The following is a 15,669-nucleotide window of genomic DNA, read 5'->3' on the forward strand; positions in this document are numbered from 1 at the left end:
GTCGTCAATGGGATGGACATGAAACAACCGTTCGAGAACGTGGTCGCGCAGCACGGCGCAACCGTGCTGCGCGTCTGCCGGGTCGTCCTCGGCCCGCACGACGCGGACGACGCATGGTCGGAGACCTTCCTCTCCGCCCTGCGCGCCTATCCCGACCTGCCTGAGACGGCGAACGTGGAGGCATGGCTCGTGACGATCGCGCATCGCAAGGCGATCGACGTGCTGCGTGTCGCGAAAAGGAATCCCCTGCCCGTCGACGAGGTACCGGAAGCACCGACGGGGCGGGACATCCCGGACTCTGGGGACTCTGACCTGTGGGCCGCGGTGAAAGGGCTCCCGAGCAAACAACGCCAGGCTGTCGCCTACCGCTATGTGGCGGGGCTGGCATACGCCGAGATCGCGGAGATCCTCGGCGGCACCATTGAGGCGGCCCGAAGAGCCGCCGCAGACGGGCTCAAGAATCTCAGGAAGAAATATCCGGGCGCGATCACGAGAGGAGCATCATCATGAACGACATCCGCCACGATGACGACATGGCCGCCCTGCTGTCGACGCCTGTGGACGCCGGCACTCTCAGTCGGCTCCACCGCCGTCTGGAGCAGGCGGCAGAGCGAGCCAATCTCGTCGATGTCGCTTACACCACCATCGACTCACCTGTCGGCAAGTTGCTGCTCGCCGCCACCCCGGAGGGGCTGGTCCGCGTGGCGTACGCCCGCGAAGACCACGATCGAGTCCTGGAAGCCCTCAGCCAGAAGCTCAGCCCGCGCATCCTGCGCGCCCCGAAGCGGCTGGACGAAGTGGCTCGCGAGATCGACGAGTACTTCGCCAAGCACCGCCAGGTCTTCGACCTGAAACTGGACCTGTCCCTGTCTCGCGGTTTCCGGCGCCTCGTGCAGACGCATCTGCCCGAGATCGGGTACGGCCAGACCCGCAGCTACCGAGACATGGCCGAGCTCGTCGGCAACCCCAAGGCCGTCCGAGCGGTGGGCACCGCCTGTGCGACCAACCCGCTGCCGATCGTCGTCCCGTGCCACCGCGTGCTGCGTACCGACGGCACGCTCGGCGGTTACATCGGCGGACTCGAGGCCAAGACCATGCTGCTGAACCTGGAGGCCGCGGCATGAGCATCGCGAAGGCGACCGGGAGGAAGACGGATCGGTGGTACAGCCGCGTCGAGTCCGGCGACTGGGAGGCGATCACCACAGAGGTCAACGAGTATGGCGGCGCACTGCTGCCGCAACTGCTGACCCCGGAGGAGACCGTGGAGATCAGGGAGCTGTACGAGCAGGACGGCCTGTTCCGCAGCACCGTCAACATGGGCCGGCACCGCTTCGGTGAGGGCCAGTACCGATACTTCAACGCGCCGTACCCAGAACCGATCGAGCGGCTCAAGCAGGCGCTGTACCCGCGGCTGCTTCCCATCGCCCGCGACTGGTGGACCAAGCTCGGCCGGCCCGCACCGTGGCCGGACTCGCTTGATGAGTGGCTTCAGATGTGCCACGACGCCGGCCAAACGAAGTCTTCGGCGATCCTGCTCCACTACGGCGAGAAGGATTGGAACGCTCTGCATCGCGACCTGTACGGCGACCTCGTGTTCCCGTTGCAGGTCGTGATCAACCTCAACGAGCCCGGCGTGGATCACACGGGTGGCGAGTTCCTGCTGCTGGAACAGCGCCCGCGCGCCCAGTCGCGGGGCACGGCCACGCTGCTGCCGCACGGTCACGGATACCTCTTCACCACCCGTGACCGACCCGTCAAGTCCGCCCGCGGATGGTCCGCCGCGCCGGTTCGACACGGCGTATCCGCCATCCGGTCCGGCGAACGTCACACCCTCGCTCTCGTCTTCCATGACGCCGCATGAGCGACGCGACGAAGACGTACGCCCTTCTGGGGGCGGATGGCCGTCCCTATCGGTCTGCGGTCAAGGGGCTGTGGGGCGGCCATCGCGACTCGAAGATCTACGGGCGACTCGATTGTCCCGCCGCGCTGCGCGCCGTCGCTCGCGGCGGCTACGTGAAGCACCGGGTCTTCTTCGCTGACGAGGCCACGGCGGTCGCCGCCGGGTTCCGCCCCTGCGGAGCCTGCTGCAGGGACCGCCATCAGACGTGGAAGACCACCCGGGAGAACGGCGAACGATGGAAGCCCTGACCAGCCCCTTACTGAAGGCGTCAGCGAGTTATGACGCGGACCTGACGGCTACGGATGCCGAGGTCGCGACCGTCATCAGAATTGCTCGCGACCGCCGTGCCCGCGATATCGCGATCGGCTCCGGCCGCACCCCTCACGCCCTTGCGACCTCACGCCTGATCGAATCGGCCTGGGATCGCACAGGAGGCGGAACTCTCGATACGATCACCTGGCCCGAGACCGGGGCCTCCTGGCTGCGTCACGCGTCACGGTTCGCCGCCGCCGACCCCGACCTGTGGGTGATGGTCGGGCCGGCAACCGGCTGGGCACAGATGACCCGGCGGCTGCTGTGGTCGACTCCCTGGAGCCCCGCACGCACCCTCGCGACCGCCGCAATCGGCGACCCGCGCACTCTCGCACTGGTCGGACTGACCAATCTGGACGGCCTGACCGGCGCAAACGCAGACGGTACCTCCTGGCTCGTTGCGCACGATTCGCTCGTGCACCTCACACACACGGAGGGCAAGCGATGACAGCGCTGTTCACTCCGGAGATCCCCGAGCGTGACGGAGGAGAGGTCGCCCCGGGCGCCACCCTGGTCCCCGATTGGCTGACTCGGGAACAGCAGAAGTGGATCGTGGATCAGTTCCGTGAGTGGGTGCAAGGCCCTGTCCCCATCCGCGCCGCGAAGGTCCGCGGACACGAGATGTCGGTGCGCACCGTATGTCTGGGCTGGCACTGGCAACCGTACAAGTACACGCGAGAGGCCACCGACGTGAACGGCGCCCGTGTCCTTCCGTTCCCCGACTGGATGATCCGCCTGGGACGGGATGCCCTCAAGGCCACTCGCCACGACGCAGCCGCGATCCGCTCCTATACGCCCGACACCGCGCTGGTGAACTACTACGACGCGGAGGCCCGGTTGGGAATGCACCAGGACAAGGACGAGATCTCCCGCGCCCCGGTCGTATCGCTGTCCATCGGCGATAGCTGCACGTTCCGATTCGGCAACGCGGAAAGCCGCGGCAAACCCTATGCCGACGTGCTGCTGGCCTCCGGCGACCTCTTCGTCTTCGGCGGACCCGCCCGACTGGCCTACCACGGTGTCACCAAGGTGCACGAGAGCACCGCCCCCGAGGGATGCGGACTCAGTCGCGGCCGGATCAACATCACGATGCGCATGACCGGGCTTGACGGGTGATCGGATGACACAGGACGCAAGCAGCACCACCGCCGACCCCGGCGTCGTCGTCGGGGACGACGGGCTCGCCCGGCCCGCATGGGCAGCCGCTGCCCCTCTGCTGCGCGACTACTACGACACAGAGTGGGGCATGCCGGTCACGGACGAACGCGGCGTCTACGAGCGTGTCAGTCTCGAAGGATTTCAGGCGGGTCTGTCCTGGGCAACGATCCTCCGCAAGCGACCCGCATTCCGTGCGGCATTCGACAACTTCCTTCCGGACGCGATCGCTGCGTACACCGAGACCGATGTCGAGCGGTTGATGGCCGACGTCGGCATCGTGCGCAACCGGCAGAAGATCCAGGCGACCATCACCAATGCCCGCGCCACCATCACGCTGCGTGAGGAGATGGGCCTGGCCGAGCTGGTGTGGTCCTTCCGACCCGAGAGCACGCCCTGCCCCCAGACCTTTGCAGAGATCCCCACGAAGTCCGCCGAGTCGGTCGCGTTGTCAAAGGAGCTGCGCCGACGCGGATTCGCCTTCGTCGGCCCGACCACCATGTACGCGCTCATGGAGGCGATCGGCATCGTCGACACCCATCTGCTCGGCTCGCATCGACGGGGCAGCTCTGGAATCTGGACATCGTGACCCTCCTACACCTGATCCCGAACGGTCCCACTGACTTTGAGATCGCTCTACGGATGCTGGCTGCCCACGCGATCCCAGGAGCCGAAGAAGTCGACATCCCGGGCCGCACCTACACCCGGCTTCTGACCCACGCAGGAGCCCTGCACGGGTGAAGATGACCTTCGCCGAGGATGGGGTCGTCGCGAACCTCCCTGACGAGGTGCCTGACGCGCAACTCACTGTCGACGAGGCGCGTCGTGCCCTGCTTGCGCTCCCCGGCATCGGCCCTTGGACCGCGGACTACCTCACAGTGCGCGCGATGCAGCATCCCGACACCTTCGCTCCCGGCGACTTGGTCGCCCGCAGGGCGCTTGGAGCGCCGACAACTACTGGATCGAGACGCACCGCGCGACCGCTGCCACGTACTACTTCCCGAGTCTCGCGGACAAGAGCGCCCGATCGGCTCAGCTCGGCATGGCGGTCGGAGACCTCCTCCAATCCGCCATGATCTGCGGTGGCATCGACGTGATGCCCTTCACGATCCGCGACGAGAGCCTCGTCGTCGTAGCGTGCAGAGGCTACGAGATCGTCGGCATCTCGATCATCGACCCAAGTGGCGATGTCCCACGCGACGTCGTGACATGGATGGAGCCGACCCACGCGGCGTGGGTGGAGCAGGTGCTCAAGATCGAACTTCTGCGTGACGCCCGCGAGGCGGCCATCGACCGAGTGATCGTCCGGGACGGCACGGCGACAGAGGCCATCTACAAGGCCCTTGGCCTGCACCCCATCGAGGTGACCGCATGACCGAGGCATCACGGACGCCCACGCCCCCACCGGATTAGACCGGACGCGTCTGCACATCGACGAGGAGATTCCTGTCGCAGCAGGCTTCGCCTCTTCAATCCGTGGTCGTTCAGCGGCCCGACTCGCGAATGCTCAGCACCGCGTTCGACACCCCGACGTGGACCGATCTGTAATGGCGCCACCGCGGGCATGCGACTGCCATGAAGATCCATTCGCATGACGTGTGCAAAGCCGGAGCAGTGCGCTCGGGACTCCCTCCGACAGGGTCGCTCGGTCGTCCCATTAGACACCCGGCCTTCGCCCGTGAATCTTCACCGCCAATCTCACGTATCGGCTTCGACCAGCGTCTTCGAAATGTCACCACGCCTGCTGGCGGACCGGTGGCGGCTACCGACAGAAAGGACAAACCCATGTGATCGGGTTGCTGACCAGGTGGTCCCCTTCGGTCCACGACGCGAAGGCTGCCCCGCGGTCAGGGCTTCGCCGGCTCGGTGAGCCGGGCTTCGAGGTCGGCGATCATCTGGGTGAGCAGGCTGGTGTTCTCGCGCCGGACCGTCTGCGGGCCGAGTTTGTCGATGCAGGCGACCTTCGTGATGCACTCGTCGGCTGCTTGGACCCCGCCGCTTGTGCTCGTGCACCACGAGTGTGATGGCGACCCCTGCCGATCGGAGCTCGCGGGCCAGGGCGACGGCCTTGTCGAGTTCGGGGCGGGCGGTGGCGCGGGTGGAGATCTTCTCGGAGAAGATCCGGGTGACGCCGGCGGCCTTGAGCGCGTCTAGCTGGCGCGATTACAGAGAGTTACTTTGGGGTGTGCGGACCCGGGTGGAGGGTCTTCGACGTTGTCGTGCATGGTGACGTGGGGGAACCTGGCCCGGTCGTGGGGCGGCGGGGTGTTGCTCGGTGACGAGGAGTGTCCGTTGCCGAGCATATTCGGGGTGATGATGAAGTACGTCGCCGGGTCGAGCGCCATGCCCGGGCCGACGAGCCATTCGTTGTCGTAGTACTGGCCGGAGTACCACGTCGGATAGACGATCGCGTTGTTCCTGGCCTCGTTGAGCTCGCCGTACGTCTTGTACGCCAGGTTCGCGTCGGGCAGCGTGATGCCGCACTGGAGCCGGATGTCACCCAGGGCGAAGATCTCGTAATCCATGGGGCCTCCTCGCCGACCAGGCGGCCGTCCATCCGATTTCTCCCGTGATGTCCACGTTAACCGTTCGGCCCACTTCCTCCGCCGAAGCGGCGGAAGGGGACTCCCCTCTCGTCTGGACGTTCGCCGATCCGGTCGAGCGGGACGGTTTCAGGGTGCGATGGCGTACTCGGTGAACCAGCCGCAGGTATCGAATCCGAGGCGGCGGTAGACGGGCTCACCGTCCGAAGACGCCTGCAGGACCGCGGTGCGATAGCCCTCGTCGTACGCGGTGTGCAAGGTGGCCAGGGTGATGGCGCCGCCGTAGCCGCGCCGGCGGTCGGTCGCGAGGGTCGCGATGTTGTAGATCCCGGCGACTCCTCCGTAGAGGAAGACCTCGGCCGAGCAGACGGGGCGGCCGCTCGCGTAGCCGACCAGGTACCGGGCAGGGCTGTCGGGAGCGAGGGCCCACTCGGCGGCATCGGTGAAGAACCGGCGCACCGTGGCGGCCGGCGGGTCCCAATTCGCGGCCAGGACCATCGCGTAGTCGGCGAGCTGCTCCGGAGTTGTCACCAGGCGGACGTCCAGGCCATCGGCGTGCGGCTTCGGCAGGGCGGCACGCAGGTCCTTCCACATGCCCGCCTCGGTCTCGGATGCCTCCAGACCGGCACCCGTCAGGAGCGAGGCGAGGTCTGGTGGTGTGGAGGCGGGGCCGACCCACCAGGAGAAGGGGCGACCCGTCGCAGCCAGCGCACGGAGAGTCTCCTCCACCCGCGCGGGGGCGGTGTCTGCGGTGAAACGCGCCGCCGCAACGATATTGAAAGTGTCGTCGTCGAGCCCGCTGTCGGCGATCAGGAGGTCGTCCGTCTCCGTGACGGTTGAGCGCTCCATGCGACGGTGCAGGTGGCAGGCATGCTCGGCAAGGTTCTGCTCCATCTTGACCAGCAGATCAGGATCGCCGGGGACTGGGTGTTTCATCTCATTCATGCAGATCATCACATCATGCCGGTTTGTGGCACGGGCGCAATTTTCGGCCTGCGGCGCCTGGTGATCAGGGTGTCCACCGCCGCTCGGTCCGCGCCGCAGACCGTGCGGCCGGGGCACGGCAGGGCCCGGCCGCCTTGACCGACTCCTCCGCCGACGCATTCGCATAGTTGTGGTCGCAGAAGGAGCGGACCGGCGGCTCGTCCATGACGTCGTGGCGGTCCGCCGCGGCCTTGATGGCCAGCCAGAGAGAGGTTCGGCAACTCGTTGTCCCACGCTCCCCGACCATGGCCGTCCAACCGGCTGACCTCGCCCGCTTCGCTGGTGCACGTGCAAGTGTGGGCGCGCCTGGGCAGTAGCCTGCCAGCCCTCGCCCGTGGGGATGTAGGTGATGTCGCCGTACCCGGCGGGATGAGCGCGGCCTGGCGCATCAGCCGGGCCCCCGCAGACGGCCGCACTGGTGGCCTTTGCGAGGCACGCCGTGGGGCGCGGGCGCAGCGGTGCACCAAGGTGGTGCGCTTGAAGAACGCCGCATCCGCGACGGGGCGGGGCGAGCGCGGTCAGTGGTGGTATGCGTGGACGACGGCGTGCCCGAGGCCCCTGCCGATCAGCCACCGGTTGATCGGCACCGTCAGCACGAACGCGAGGGCGAGGGAGAACGCCAGGGCCGCCCAGAACAGCGCGGTCGCGAGACCTGCGTCCATCGCGCCGGGCACGGCGACCATCACCGTGTTGTCGATGATCTCCATGACCGCGATGGAGACGGTGTCCGCGGCCAGGGCGATCTTCAGGGCCCGGCGCATTCCCACGCCGGCCTTCAGCACGCCGCGCATCGTCAGCGCGTACCCGAAGACGAACGCGAGCACGATCGACAGGGCGACGGTGACGCCGCCGTGCAGTCCGGCCGCGGTGCCGATGACCATGCCGAGGACCTCGCCGATGGCGCAGCCGGTGAGGCAGTGCAGCGTCGCCTGGGCGGCGGTACGCCAGGAGGTACTCCCGTGGCCCGCGCTGTCGTGCCCGCGTGCCTCGTGTCCGTGTCCGTGTCCGTGTCCGCTGTGTCCGCTGTGGCCGTCGTGCTCGTGCGCGTGCGCGTCGCGTCCACCGGTCGAGGGGGAGTGGGTGGAATGAGCGGAGTGGTCCATGGCGTGTCGTATCCCTTCCCGCGGAGCCGTTCGGCCCGTCGCACACGCCAACGATATACCCCCTAGGGGTATTCCGCGAGTAGTGGTGTCGATATCCAGGATCGCCGCGAGGGCCACGTCAGGACGGCGCGGCGCCCGCGGTCCTGCGGTACTCCCGAGGGCTGACGCCGCGAACCCGCTTGAAGGCCGTGCTCAGCGCGAAGGCGCTGCCGTACCCGACCTGTCCGGCCACCGCGCCGATGGTGGCGTCGGACTCCCGCAGCAGGTCGGCGGCCAGGGCCAGGCGCCAGCCCGTCAGGTACGCCATGGGCGGCTCGCCGACCAGCTCGGTGAAGCGCCGGTAGAGCGCGGCCCGCGAGGCGCCCACTTTCGTGGCCAGCGCGGACACCGTCCACGGGTGCGCGGGATCGCCGTGCAGCAGCCGCAGCGCCGGGCCCACCAGCGGATCGCCGGACGCGTGGTACCACCCCGGGGTATCCGCCTCCGGGCGGGAGAACCAGGACCGCAGCACGGTCACCAGGAGCAGGTCGAGCAGCCGGTCCAGCACGACCTCCTGGCCGGGGTCGTCCCTGGAGATCTCCTGTCCCAGCAGCGCGATGAGAGGGCTCTCCCACGCCTCGCCAGGCAGGGCCAGCAGCGGAGGCAACGCGTCCAGCAGTCGCCTGCTGATCTCCGAACTCGGCCGGTAGGTTCCGACGAGCAGCACGACCGGGCCGTCCAGGCCGTCTCCCCAGGTGCGTACGCCGAGGTGCATCGCCTCGGACAGGTCCTCGCCGTCGGGCGTGGTGCAGCGCTGCCCCGGATGGATCACCACCCGGGGCGGCGTGGCCGGGTCGTCGGCGAAGGTGTACGCGTCGGGGCCGCGCGTGATCGTGACATCTCCGGGGCGGAGCCGTACGGCGTCGCCGTGGTCGGGGACCACCCACGCCTCGCCGCGCACGACGGCGACCAGGGACAGCGGCGCCCGGTCCTCGATCCGCACGGACCACGGCGGGGTCATGATCGTCTGGAGCAGAAACGCGCCCTGGGCTCTCGGGCCGTCCACCAGTCTCGCGAGCGCATCCATGCCCCCTCACTGTAGACGCCTGAACATGAAATTGAGCTTCTGAGCCATGTTCCGTCTCGGCGCGTCCAGGGTTGAATTGGATCATCGCAAGGTGAACGGCCACGGGGGCCGAGATCCGGGCACGACCGAAGGAGCAAGGATGTTGTTCGCGCTGACAGCAGTCTCGGCGGCCGTGGCACTCCTCCTGACCGGCGCGATCGCCGGTCTCTTCTACGGGTACTCGGTGTCGGTGATGCCCGCCTTCGACGGGATCGCCGTCGAGCAGGCCGTCTCCGCCATGCGCAGCGTCAACGAGAAGATCCTCAACGGGCGGTTCTTCGCCTCGTTCCTCGGCACGCCCCTCGCGTCCGCGGTGACGGGCGGGCTGCTCCTCGCGCTCGGCGAGACCCCGGCGGCCGTCCTGTTCTTCGCCGCCGCGGCGACGTACGTGCTGGGCGCGTTCCTTCCCACCGCCGTCGTCAACGTGCCGATGAACCGGGCGCTCGCGGAGGCGACCGTACCGGCCGACCCGGACGAGGCCGCGCGCCTCTGGGTGGAGTTCTCCGGGCGGTGGACCCGGTGGAACACCATCCGTGCCGTGTTCTGCCTGGTCAGCCTGCTCCTCGTCGGCCTCGCCGTATTCGTCTGGGCGCGCTCCTGATCGTGCGGGCGGCTGCCCGGAGAACCCACACCCACCACATCCAAGGGAGAAACAGTGAACACGACCCTCGTACTGGGTGGCACCGGCAAGACCGGCCGCCGCGTCGTGACCCGGCTCCAGGAGCGTGACGTGCCCGTACGGATCGGGTCGCGCTCCGGTGAACCCGCCTTCGACTGGGAGGACCCGGCGACGTGGGCGCCCGCGCTCCAGGACGTCGGGGCGGTGTACGTGTCGTACTACCCGGACCTGGCCGCGCCGGGGGCGCCCGAGGCGGTCGGCGCGTTCGCCCGGCTGGCGGTCGCCTCCGGCGCGCGGCGACTGGTCCTGCTCTCGGGCCGCGGCGAGGAGGAGGCCCAGGCCGCGGAGAAGGCGCTGATCGACTCCGGCGCCGACTGGACCATCCTGCGCGCGAGCTGGTTCGACCAGAACTTCAGCGAGGACTACCTGCTGGAGCCGGTCCTGGCCGGAGAGGTCGTCCTCCCCGCGGGTGACGTGGGCGAGCCGTTCGTCGACGCCGACGACATCGCCGACGTGGCGGTGACGGCGCTGACCGGGAACGGGCACTCCGGCCAGATCTACGAGCTGACCGGTCCCCGGCTGCTCACCTTCGCCGACGCGGTCGCCGCCATCGCCGACACCACCGGCCGGGAGATCGGCTTCACCCGGGTCTCCCCGGAGGACTACGCGAGCGCGCTGGCCGCCGAGGGCGTGCCGGCCGACGTCATCGACCTGCTCGTCTACCTGTTCACCACGGTGCTGGACGGGCGCAACGCCTCCCTTGGCGACGGCGTGCGGCGCGTTCTGGGACGGTCGCCCCGCGACTTCGCCGACTACGCCCGCGAGGCCGCCGCCACCGGCGTCTGGAAGGCGGTGGACGCGTAGGCGCGAGCGCGTCCGACGACGCCCCGCGCGGGAGCCACGGAGTCGGCCACGGCGCGGGCCGCCGTCCTCAGCCGTGGGGAGGCCGCCGCGCGCGGTCGGACGTGCCGGGTGTGACCAGCCCCGACTCGTACGCGAAGACGACCAGCTGGGCGCGGTCACGCGCGCCCAGCTTCGTCATCGACCGGCTGACATGGGTCTTGGCGGTGGCGTGGCTGATGACCAGATGCCCGGCGATCTCCTCGTTGGACATGCCCGCCGCGACCAGGCCCACGACCTCGCGTTCCCGATCGGTCAGCCGTTCGAGCCCGGGTACGGCAACGGGCCGTGGCGGGGTGGAGACGTACTCCTCGATCAACCGCCGGGTCACCGACGGCGACAGCAGCGCCTCCCCCTGGGCCGCCACCCGTACCGACCGGAGCAGCTCGGCGGGCTCGATGTCCTTGACCAGGAAGCCGCTGGCGCCCGCGCGCAGCGCGGCGAAGACGTACTCGTCCAGCGCGTAGTTGGTCAGGATCACCACGCGCACCCCGTCGAGCTCGGGATCGGAACCGATGCTCCTGGTCGCCTGGATCCCGTCGAGGAAGGGCATCCGGACGTCCAGCAGCGCCACATCCGGCCGTAGCGCGCGGGCCAGCTCGACCGCCGCGCCGCCGTCGCCGGCCTCACCCACGACCGTGATGTCCTCGGCCAGTTCGAGCAGCGCGCGGAATCCCGCGCGGATCAGCGGCTGGTCGTCGGCCAGCAGGACCCGGATCACGGCCGTCCCACCGAAGGGAGCTCAGCATGCACATGGAACCCGCCCTCCGGACGCGGTCCGGCGGTGAGAGATCCGCCGAGCGCGACGACGCGCTCGCGCATTCCGATCAACCCCATTCCGTGGCCGGCGGCGCTCCCGCCGGACCGCCCGTCGTCCACCACACGGACGACGATCTTCTCCGGATGGTATTCGGTCGTCAGGGTGATCGACGCGGGGCCCGCATGGCGCAGCACGTTCGTGAACGCCTCCTGCACGATGCGGTAGGCCGTACTGTCGATCTCGCCGGGCAGATCGCGGCGATCTCCGACGACGACGCTCCGTACCGGAAGACCCGCCGCCTCGGCTCTGGACACCAGCCGGGGCAGCCGGGCGAGCCCGGCCTGCGGGGTGTCCTGGTCGGCCTGCCTGAGCACGCCGAGCGTGGCGCGCAGCTCGTGCATCGCCTCGCGGCCGGACTCCTTGATCGCGGCCAGCGCCTCCCTGGCCCGCTCGGGCCGCTGGTCCAGGAGCTGCATGGCGACGGACACCTGGACGTTGATCACCGAGATGCTGTGCGTGAGCGAGTCGTGCAGCTCCTGGGCGATCCACAGCCGCTCCTCGCCCGCCCGGCGCAGCGCCGCCTCCTCGCGGGTGCGTTCCGCCTCGATCGCCCGTTGCTCCACCTCGTGCAGGTAGGCGCGCCGGTTCCGCGCCACCTCGCCGAGGACCACCATCGCCACCAGCCACCCGCCGAGCAGGTTGAAGCCGTCACCCGGAGAGGGATCGGAGTCCGACAGCGCGATCAGGCCGTAGACGCCCGCGTCCATCACCACGGCGAGGACGATCGCCAGACGGCGCCGGCCGAGGGACGCGGCCGTGTAGATCGCCGCCAGGGCGGGCGCGGAGGCGAAGATCCCGGGATAGCGACAGGCGTAGTAGGCGACGGCACACGCCACCGTGATCACGCCGACTGGCAGCGGGGCGCTCCGCCGGAAGGCGAGCGCGGGCGCGGACACGGAGATCAGAGCGATGCCGAGCGTGTCCAGGGGCCGTTCGAACGGGCCCGAGCTCGACAGGCCGCCGTACGTGCCGCCGACGATCCCCGCCAGCGCGGCGACCGCGATCAACGCGTCGATCTTCCGGGCTTCCATCCTCGACACACTAGGCCAGCCGTTCCGGCCGGCCGACACCCGCGCGACGCAGATCGCGGGTACATCCCCCGTGGTACGCCCGGCCCGGGAGGGCGCGGCCTACAACGAACGATGTACGGCGAAGTGCCTTCCCACGGGGGACGATCTTGCGAGATTCCGGGGAGAGCATGAACCGCATGAACAACCCACCCCTCGTGGCCGAACGATCGGCCGAAGCCTCTCGTACCCGCGCGCCAGCCTGGATCGTCTGGTGGCTGCGGATCGCCGCCACCGGCCATCTGGTCGGGGTGCTCGGGCAGGCCGTGCTGGCCGGGCTGTTCGTCACCGGCAATGTGGACATGCTGACGCAGCACCGCGACAACGCCGGGGTCACCCACGTCATGCTGTACCTCCAGCTCGTCGCCGCGATCGTGCTGTGGCGCCCCGGCCGGGGCCCGAGCTGGCCCGCCTGGGCCGGCGCGGCGCTCGTCGCCCTGGAGACGGCGCAGGTCGTGCTCGGCCAGAACCGCATCCTCGCGGGACACTTCCCGCTCGGTGTGACGATCTTCGGCGCCTCGGCCGTGATGGCCGTCTGGACCTGGCGGAGCCTGCGGGTCCGCCAGGAGAACGGCCAGGGGAGCGGCGGCGCATGACCTCGCGGAAGACCCTTCCGTCCCTTTCCCGGCGGGGCTTCCTGGGCGCGCTGGGCGGTGGCGTGCTCGCCGTCGCCGGGTGCGGCTCGCTCGGCGCCGAGACCGCGGGCCGGAAACTCGCCAGCACCCTGCCGCTGCCCGCGCCGTTCGCCGTGCCGCTGCCGATCCCCGCGGTCGCCCGGCCGGTACGGCCCGGCTTCTACGAGGTGGTCCAGCGCCCCGCCAAGGTGGAGATCGTCCCGGGGACGACGACCGAGGTGTGGGGATTCGACGGCACCTTCCCCGGGCCCACCTTCGACCTGCGGCGCGGAAGCCGCACCGTCGTCCGGGTACGTAACGAGCTGCCCGTCCCGACGTCCACCCACCTGCACGGCGGGGTCACCCCGGCGGACTCCGACGGCTATCCGACCGATCTGGTGGTGGCCGCCGGGCGGGGGTTCCGGCCGACCGGCGGGCACTCCCACGCCGGCATGCGCGTCGATCCGGACCAGTGGACGTTCCATTCCGGGGCGAGGGAGTACGTCTACCCGCTGGAGCAGCGGGCGGCCACGCTCTGGTACCACGACCACCGGATGGACTTCACCGGACCGCAGGTGTGGCGCGGGCTCGCCGGATTCCTGCTGGTACGCGACGACGAGGACGACGCCCTGCCGCTGCCGAAGGGCGACCGCGACATCCCGCTGATGATCTGCGACCGGGCCTTCGACGAGGACGGCGCCTTCCGCTATCCGTCGCTGGATCCCAGCCTGCTGGTCCGGGCCGGCGTCGACGACGCGTACATGGAGGGCGTCGAAGGCGACGTGATCCTGGTCAACGGCGCTCCCTGGCCGGAGCTGGAGGTGGACGCGGCCCGCTACCGGCTGCGGCTGCTCAACGCGTCCAACGCCCGCCGGTACCGGCTGGAGCTGCACCCGGGCGGCCGCTTCGTCCAGGTCGGCAGCGACGCGGGGCTGCTGGCCGCGCCGGTGGAACACGACGCGATCACGATGGCCCCCGCGGAACGGTTCGACGTGGTGGTGGACTTCTCCGCCTATCCCGTCGGCAGCCGGGTGACGCTGGTCAACACCCTGGGCGCCGGACCGGCACGCGACGTGATGCGTTTCCGCGTGGCCCGCAGGGCCGCCGACGACAGCGCGGTCCCGGCCCGCCTCTCGAGGCTGGAGCCGGTCGACCGTACCGCCGCCGTCGCCACGCGGGTCTTCGACTTCCGCAAGTCCGGGCAGTGGGCGGGCGCGTGGACGATCAACGGGAAGCCCTTCACGCCCGGCACTCCGCTGGTGCGGCCCCGGCTGGGGACCACCGAGGTCTGGCGCCTCACCAGTGACTTCCACCATCCGGTGCACGTCCACCTCGCGCACTTCCGGGTGCTGACCAGGAACGGCAAGGCGCCCGCGGCCACCGACGGGGGCTGGAAGGACACCGTGGACCTGCGCCCGTACGAGGTGATCGAGGTCCTGGTGCGCTTCGAGGGCTACCGCGGGCGCTACATGATGCACTGCCACAACCTCGAACACGAGGACATGGCGATGATGGCCGACATCGAGGTGGTCTGACCGCCGCCGCGCCGCGCACCCGTTCAGATGCCCGAACCGAGGTGGTCTGACCGTGTGTACGGATGCTTCGCGTACGGGGTGCTCCGGCGCGTGGGAGGACGCCCCGAGCCGCCGCGCGGGGGTCTCCGGTGGCGGCTTCCGTCACCATGCGGGAGAGTGATCGCGTGATTCGCCGATTTGTGACCGCTTTGTCGCTCGGGCTCCTGGTCGTGGCGGGTGCCTCCGGTTGCGGGACCGGTGCGCCGCTCAGCCAGGCCCTGGTGGACCGGGCCCGAGGCCAGGGCGCGGCCCCGGACCTCATCTACGTGGTCGAGATCCCCGGCTTCGAGCTCGCCGAGCAGTCCGTCGGCGTCGTCGGAGATGAGGGCTTCGGCAGCTTCTACGTCTCGCCGGAAGGCGGGCAGGTGGAGCTCCGCGTCGATCGCGGCACGTTCGGCGACGCCCTGTGCGCGGAAACGCCGCTCGCGCAGGCGGAACCGGGTTCCGTGGTCACGTGTGACCACGACGAGGCGGGCTGGTACCGGTCCGGGGGTGACCGGCACGAGTACGTCGCGGTCAGAGGCGATCATCTCATCCGGCTCGGCGGCCGTACGGGCGAGGTGGACCGCGCCGCGCTGAAGTCGGCGGTGGCCGGGGCGCGCAACGCGGTCGGTGACGGGGACGGAGCCGGACCCTCCCCGGCGGACGGCGGCCGCCCCTCCGGGCCGATCGAACGGGGCGACCTGCCGACCAGCGGTGACGGCGCCCCGAACAACGACGTCGGCGCGGGCGGCTGACCCCCTCCCGACTCGTGCGGACCCTGGTCGGAGCTCTGGCCTGCCGGGACTACATTCTGTTGGGCCGCGCGTGGAAGGTGGCCGACGGCCCCGAGGCTGTGCGATCACTCGTGCGATCAGTTGTGCGACCAGTGCGATCAGCTTGGAGACGGCTACAGGAGGCCGGGCCGCGGCTCGTGCCGTTCGCCAATGGTCCGGTCAGACGTGGGCTGATTTCCTGGAACCGCACTGATTGT

At 69.7% G+C, this 15,669-nt stretch carries 19 protein-coding genes; 13 read left to right on the forward strand and 6 right to left on the reverse strand.

What is annotated here, in order from left to right; translation table 11 throughout:
* The first annotated feature begins 18 nt into the window (after positions 1–18).
* The 8 genes from AB0I59_RS19100 to AB0I59_RS19135 all read left to right on the forward strand — a co-directional run bounded on the left by AB0I59_RS19100 (position 19) and on the right by AB0I59_RS19135 (position 4,742).
* Positions 19–510: an RNA polymerase sigma factor gene (locus AB0I59_RS19100; protein WP_061258157.1), complete on the forward strand. Its 492-nt coding sequence runs from the start codon at positions 19–21 to the stop codon at positions 508–510.
* Positions 507–1,124 (forward strand): methylated-DNA--[protein]-cysteine S-methyltransferase, encoded by a 618-nt coding sequence (locus tag AB0I59_RS19105; RefSeq protein ID WP_082777152.1) that lies wholly within the window; start codon positions 507–509, stop codon positions 1,122–1,124. The genes AB0I59_RS19100 and AB0I59_RS19105 overlap by 4 nt, the downstream gene beginning before the upstream one ends.
* Positions 1,121–1,861: a 2OG-Fe(II) oxygenase gene (locus AB0I59_RS19110; protein ID WP_061258002.1), complete on the forward strand. Its 741-nt coding sequence runs from the start codon at positions 1,121–1,123 to the stop codon at positions 1,859–1,861. The genes AB0I59_RS19105 and AB0I59_RS19110 overlap by 4 nt, the downstream gene beginning before the upstream one ends.
* The gene (locus AB0I59_RS19115) at positions 1,858–2,148 is read left to right on the forward strand and encodes an Ada metal-binding domain-containing protein (protein WP_061258003.1); all 291 of its coding nucleotides are present in this window, start codon (positions 1,858–1,860) and stop codon (positions 2,146–2,148) included. The genes AB0I59_RS19110 and AB0I59_RS19115 overlap by 4 nt, the downstream gene beginning before the upstream one ends.
* Positions 2,136–2,660 carry a hypothetical protein gene (locus tag AB0I59_RS19120; RefSeq protein ID WP_061258004.1) on the forward strand — a complete coding sequence of 175 codons (525 nt, stop codon included), beginning with the start codon at positions 2,136–2,138 and terminating at the stop codon, positions 2,658–2,660. The genes AB0I59_RS19115 and AB0I59_RS19120 overlap by 13 nt, the downstream gene beginning before the upstream one ends.
* Complete coding sequence (locus AB0I59_RS19125; RefSeq protein WP_061258005.1) at positions 2,657–3,328, forward strand: alpha-ketoglutarate-dependent dioxygenase AlkB family protein; 672 nt, start codon at positions 2,657–2,659, stop codon at positions 3,326–3,328. Before AB0I59_RS19120 ends, AB0I59_RS19125 begins: the two co-directional genes overlap by 4 nt.
* The gene (locus AB0I59_RS19130) at positions 3,318–3,956 is read left to right on the forward strand and encodes a DNA-3-methyladenine glycosylase I (protein WP_435831013.1); all 639 of its coding nucleotides are present in this window, start codon (positions 3,318–3,320) and stop codon (positions 3,954–3,956) included. Before AB0I59_RS19125 ends, AB0I59_RS19130 begins: the two co-directional genes overlap by 11 nt.
* 453 nt (positions 3,957–4,409) lie before the next feature.
* Positions 4,410–4,742, forward strand: coding sequence for a hypothetical protein (locus AB0I59_RS19135; RefSeq protein ID WP_358134412.1), 333 nt, complete (start codon positions 4,410–4,412; stop codon positions 4,740–4,742).
* A 775-nt stretch (positions 4,743–5,517) separates the two neighbouring features.
* On the opposite strand, the gene AB0I59_RS19140 is transcribed toward AB0I59_RS19135, so the two are convergent.
* The 4 genes from AB0I59_RS19140 to AB0I59_RS19155 form a co-directional block, all read right to left on the reverse strand.
* Positions 5,518–5,892, reverse strand: a complete 375-nt coding sequence (locus AB0I59_RS19140) for an alpha/beta hydrolase family protein (RefSeq protein WP_358134415.1) — start codon at positions 5,890–5,892, stop codon at positions 5,518–5,520.
* Between the two features lie 147 nt (positions 5,893–6,039).
* Complete coding sequence (locus AB0I59_RS19145) at positions 6,040–6,855, reverse strand: GNAT family N-acetyltransferase (RefSeq protein WP_358134418.1); 816 nt, start codon at positions 6,853–6,855, stop codon at positions 6,040–6,042.
* Between the two features lie 557 nt (positions 6,856–7,412).
* Positions 7,413–7,997 (reverse strand): DUF4396 domain-containing protein, encoded by a 585-nt coding sequence (locus AB0I59_RS19150; RefSeq protein ID WP_358134421.1) that lies wholly within the window; start codon positions 7,995–7,997, stop codon positions 7,413–7,415.
* 118 nt (positions 7,998–8,115) lie between these two features.
* Positions 8,116–9,063 (reverse strand): AraC family transcriptional regulator, encoded by a 948-nt coding sequence (locus AB0I59_RS19155; RefSeq protein ID WP_061258012.1) that lies wholly within the window; start codon positions 9,061–9,063, stop codon positions 8,116–8,118.
* A 139-nt stretch (positions 9,064–9,202) separates the two neighbouring features.
* On the opposite strand from AB0I59_RS19155, the gene AB0I59_RS19160 reads away from it, so the two are divergent.
* Positions 9,203–9,703: an anthrone oxygenase family protein gene (locus AB0I59_RS19160; protein ID WP_061258013.1), complete on the forward strand. Its 501-nt coding sequence runs from the start codon at positions 9,203–9,205 to the stop codon at positions 9,701–9,703.
* 54 nt (positions 9,704–9,757) lie between these two features.
* A complete protein-coding gene (locus AB0I59_RS19165; protein WP_358134424.1) occupies positions 9,758–10,585 on the forward strand; it encodes an NAD(P)H-binding protein in 828 nt (275 codons plus the stop codon).
* Positions 10,586–10,652: 67 nt separating this feature from the next.
* Here the strand turns inward: AB0I59_RS19165 and AB0I59_RS19170 are convergent, their stop codons facing one another.
* Positions 10,653–11,342 carry a response regulator gene (locus tag AB0I59_RS19170; protein WP_061258015.1) on the reverse strand — a complete coding sequence of 230 codons (690 nt, stop codon included), beginning with the start codon at positions 11,340–11,342 and terminating at the stop codon, positions 10,653–10,655.
* Positions 11,339–12,472 (reverse strand): sensor histidine kinase, encoded by a 1,134-nt coding sequence (locus AB0I59_RS19175; protein ID WP_358134427.1) that lies wholly within the window; start codon positions 12,470–12,472, stop codon positions 11,339–11,341. Before AB0I59_RS19175 ends, AB0I59_RS19170 begins: the two co-directional genes overlap by 4 nt.
* A gap of 176 nt (positions 12,473–12,648) precedes the next feature.
* On the opposite strand from AB0I59_RS19175, the gene AB0I59_RS19180 reads away from it, so the two are divergent.
* From AB0I59_RS19180 to AB0I59_RS19190, 3 genes are all read left to right on the forward strand, one after another.
* The gene (locus AB0I59_RS19180) at positions 12,649–13,104 is read left to right on the forward strand and encodes a hypothetical protein (RefSeq protein ID WP_358134430.1); all 456 of its coding nucleotides are present in this window, start codon (positions 12,649–12,651) and stop codon (positions 13,102–13,104) included.
* Positions 13,101–14,657 (forward strand): multicopper oxidase family protein, encoded by a 1,557-nt coding sequence (locus AB0I59_RS19185; RefSeq protein ID WP_061258017.1) that lies wholly within the window; start codon positions 13,101–13,103, stop codon positions 14,655–14,657. Before AB0I59_RS19180 ends, AB0I59_RS19185 begins: the two co-directional genes overlap by 4 nt.
* Before the next feature lie 164 nt (positions 14,658–14,821).
* Positions 14,822–15,433, forward strand: coding sequence for a hypothetical protein (locus tag AB0I59_RS19190; protein WP_358134433.1), 612 nt, complete (start codon positions 14,822–14,824; stop codon positions 15,431–15,433).
* Positions 15,434–15,669: the final 236 nt, after the last annotated feature.

Source organism: Microtetraspora glauca (assembly GCF_040656155.1).
In the GTDB taxonomy this organism is placed as follows: Bacteria; Actinomycetota; Actinomycetes; order Streptosporangiales; family Streptosporangiaceae; genus Microtetraspora; species Microtetraspora glauca.

Coding starts and splice junctions, on each gene's coding strand:
- AB0I59_RS19120 (WP_061258004.1), top strand. CDS start 2,136: ATGGAAGCCCTGACCAGCCCCTTACTGAAGGCGTCAGCGAGTTATGAC.
- AB0I59_RS19185 (WP_061258017.1), top strand. CDS start 13,101: ATGACCTCGCGGAAGACCCTTCCGTCCCTTTCCCGGCGGGGCTTCCTG.
- AB0I59_RS19150 (WP_358134421.1), bottom strand. CDS start 7,997: ATGGACCACTCCGCTCATTCCACCCACTCCCCCTCGACCGGTGGACGC.
- AB0I59_RS19175 (WP_358134427.1), bottom strand. CDS start 12,472: ATGGAAGCCCGGAAGATCGACGCGTTGATCGCGGTCGCCGCGCTGGCG.
- AB0I59_RS19100 (WP_061258157.1), top strand. CDS start 19: ATGAAACAACCGTTCGAGAACGTGGTCGCGCAGCACGGCGCAACCGTG.
- AB0I59_RS19180 (WP_358134430.1), top strand. CDS start 12,649: ATGAACAACCCACCCCTCGTGGCCGAACGATCGGCCGAAGCCTCTCGT.
- AB0I59_RS19105 (WP_082777152.1), top strand. CDS start 507: ATGAACGACATCCGCCACGATGACGACATGGCCGCCCTGCTGTCGACG.
- AB0I59_RS19140 (WP_358134415.1), bottom strand. CDS start 5,892: ATGGATTACGAGATCTTCGCCCTGGGTGACATCCGGCTCCAGTGCGGC.
- AB0I59_RS19115 (WP_061258003.1), top strand. CDS start 1,858: ATGAGCGACGCGACGAAGACGTACGCCCTTCTGGGGGCGGATGGCCGT.
- AB0I59_RS19155 (WP_061258012.1), bottom strand. CDS start 9,063: ATGGATGCGCTCGCGAGACTGGTGGACGGCCCGAGAGCCCAGGGCGCG.
- AB0I59_RS19135 (WP_358134412.1), top strand. CDS start 4,410: ATGGCGGTCGGAGACCTCCTCCAATCCGCCATGATCTGCGGTGGCATC.
- AB0I59_RS19160 (WP_061258013.1), top strand. CDS start 9,203: ATGTTGTTCGCGCTGACAGCAGTCTCGGCGGCCGTGGCACTCCTCCTG.
- AB0I59_RS19125 (WP_061258005.1), top strand. CDS start 2,657: ATGACAGCGCTGTTCACTCCGGAGATCCCCGAGCGTGACGGAGGAGAG.
- AB0I59_RS19145 (WP_358134418.1), bottom strand. CDS start 6,855: ATGAATGAGATGAAACACCCAGTCCCCGGCGATCCTGATCTGCTGGTC.
- AB0I59_RS19110 (WP_061258002.1), top strand. CDS start 1,121: ATGAGCATCGCGAAGGCGACCGGGAGGAAGACGGATCGGTGGTACAGC.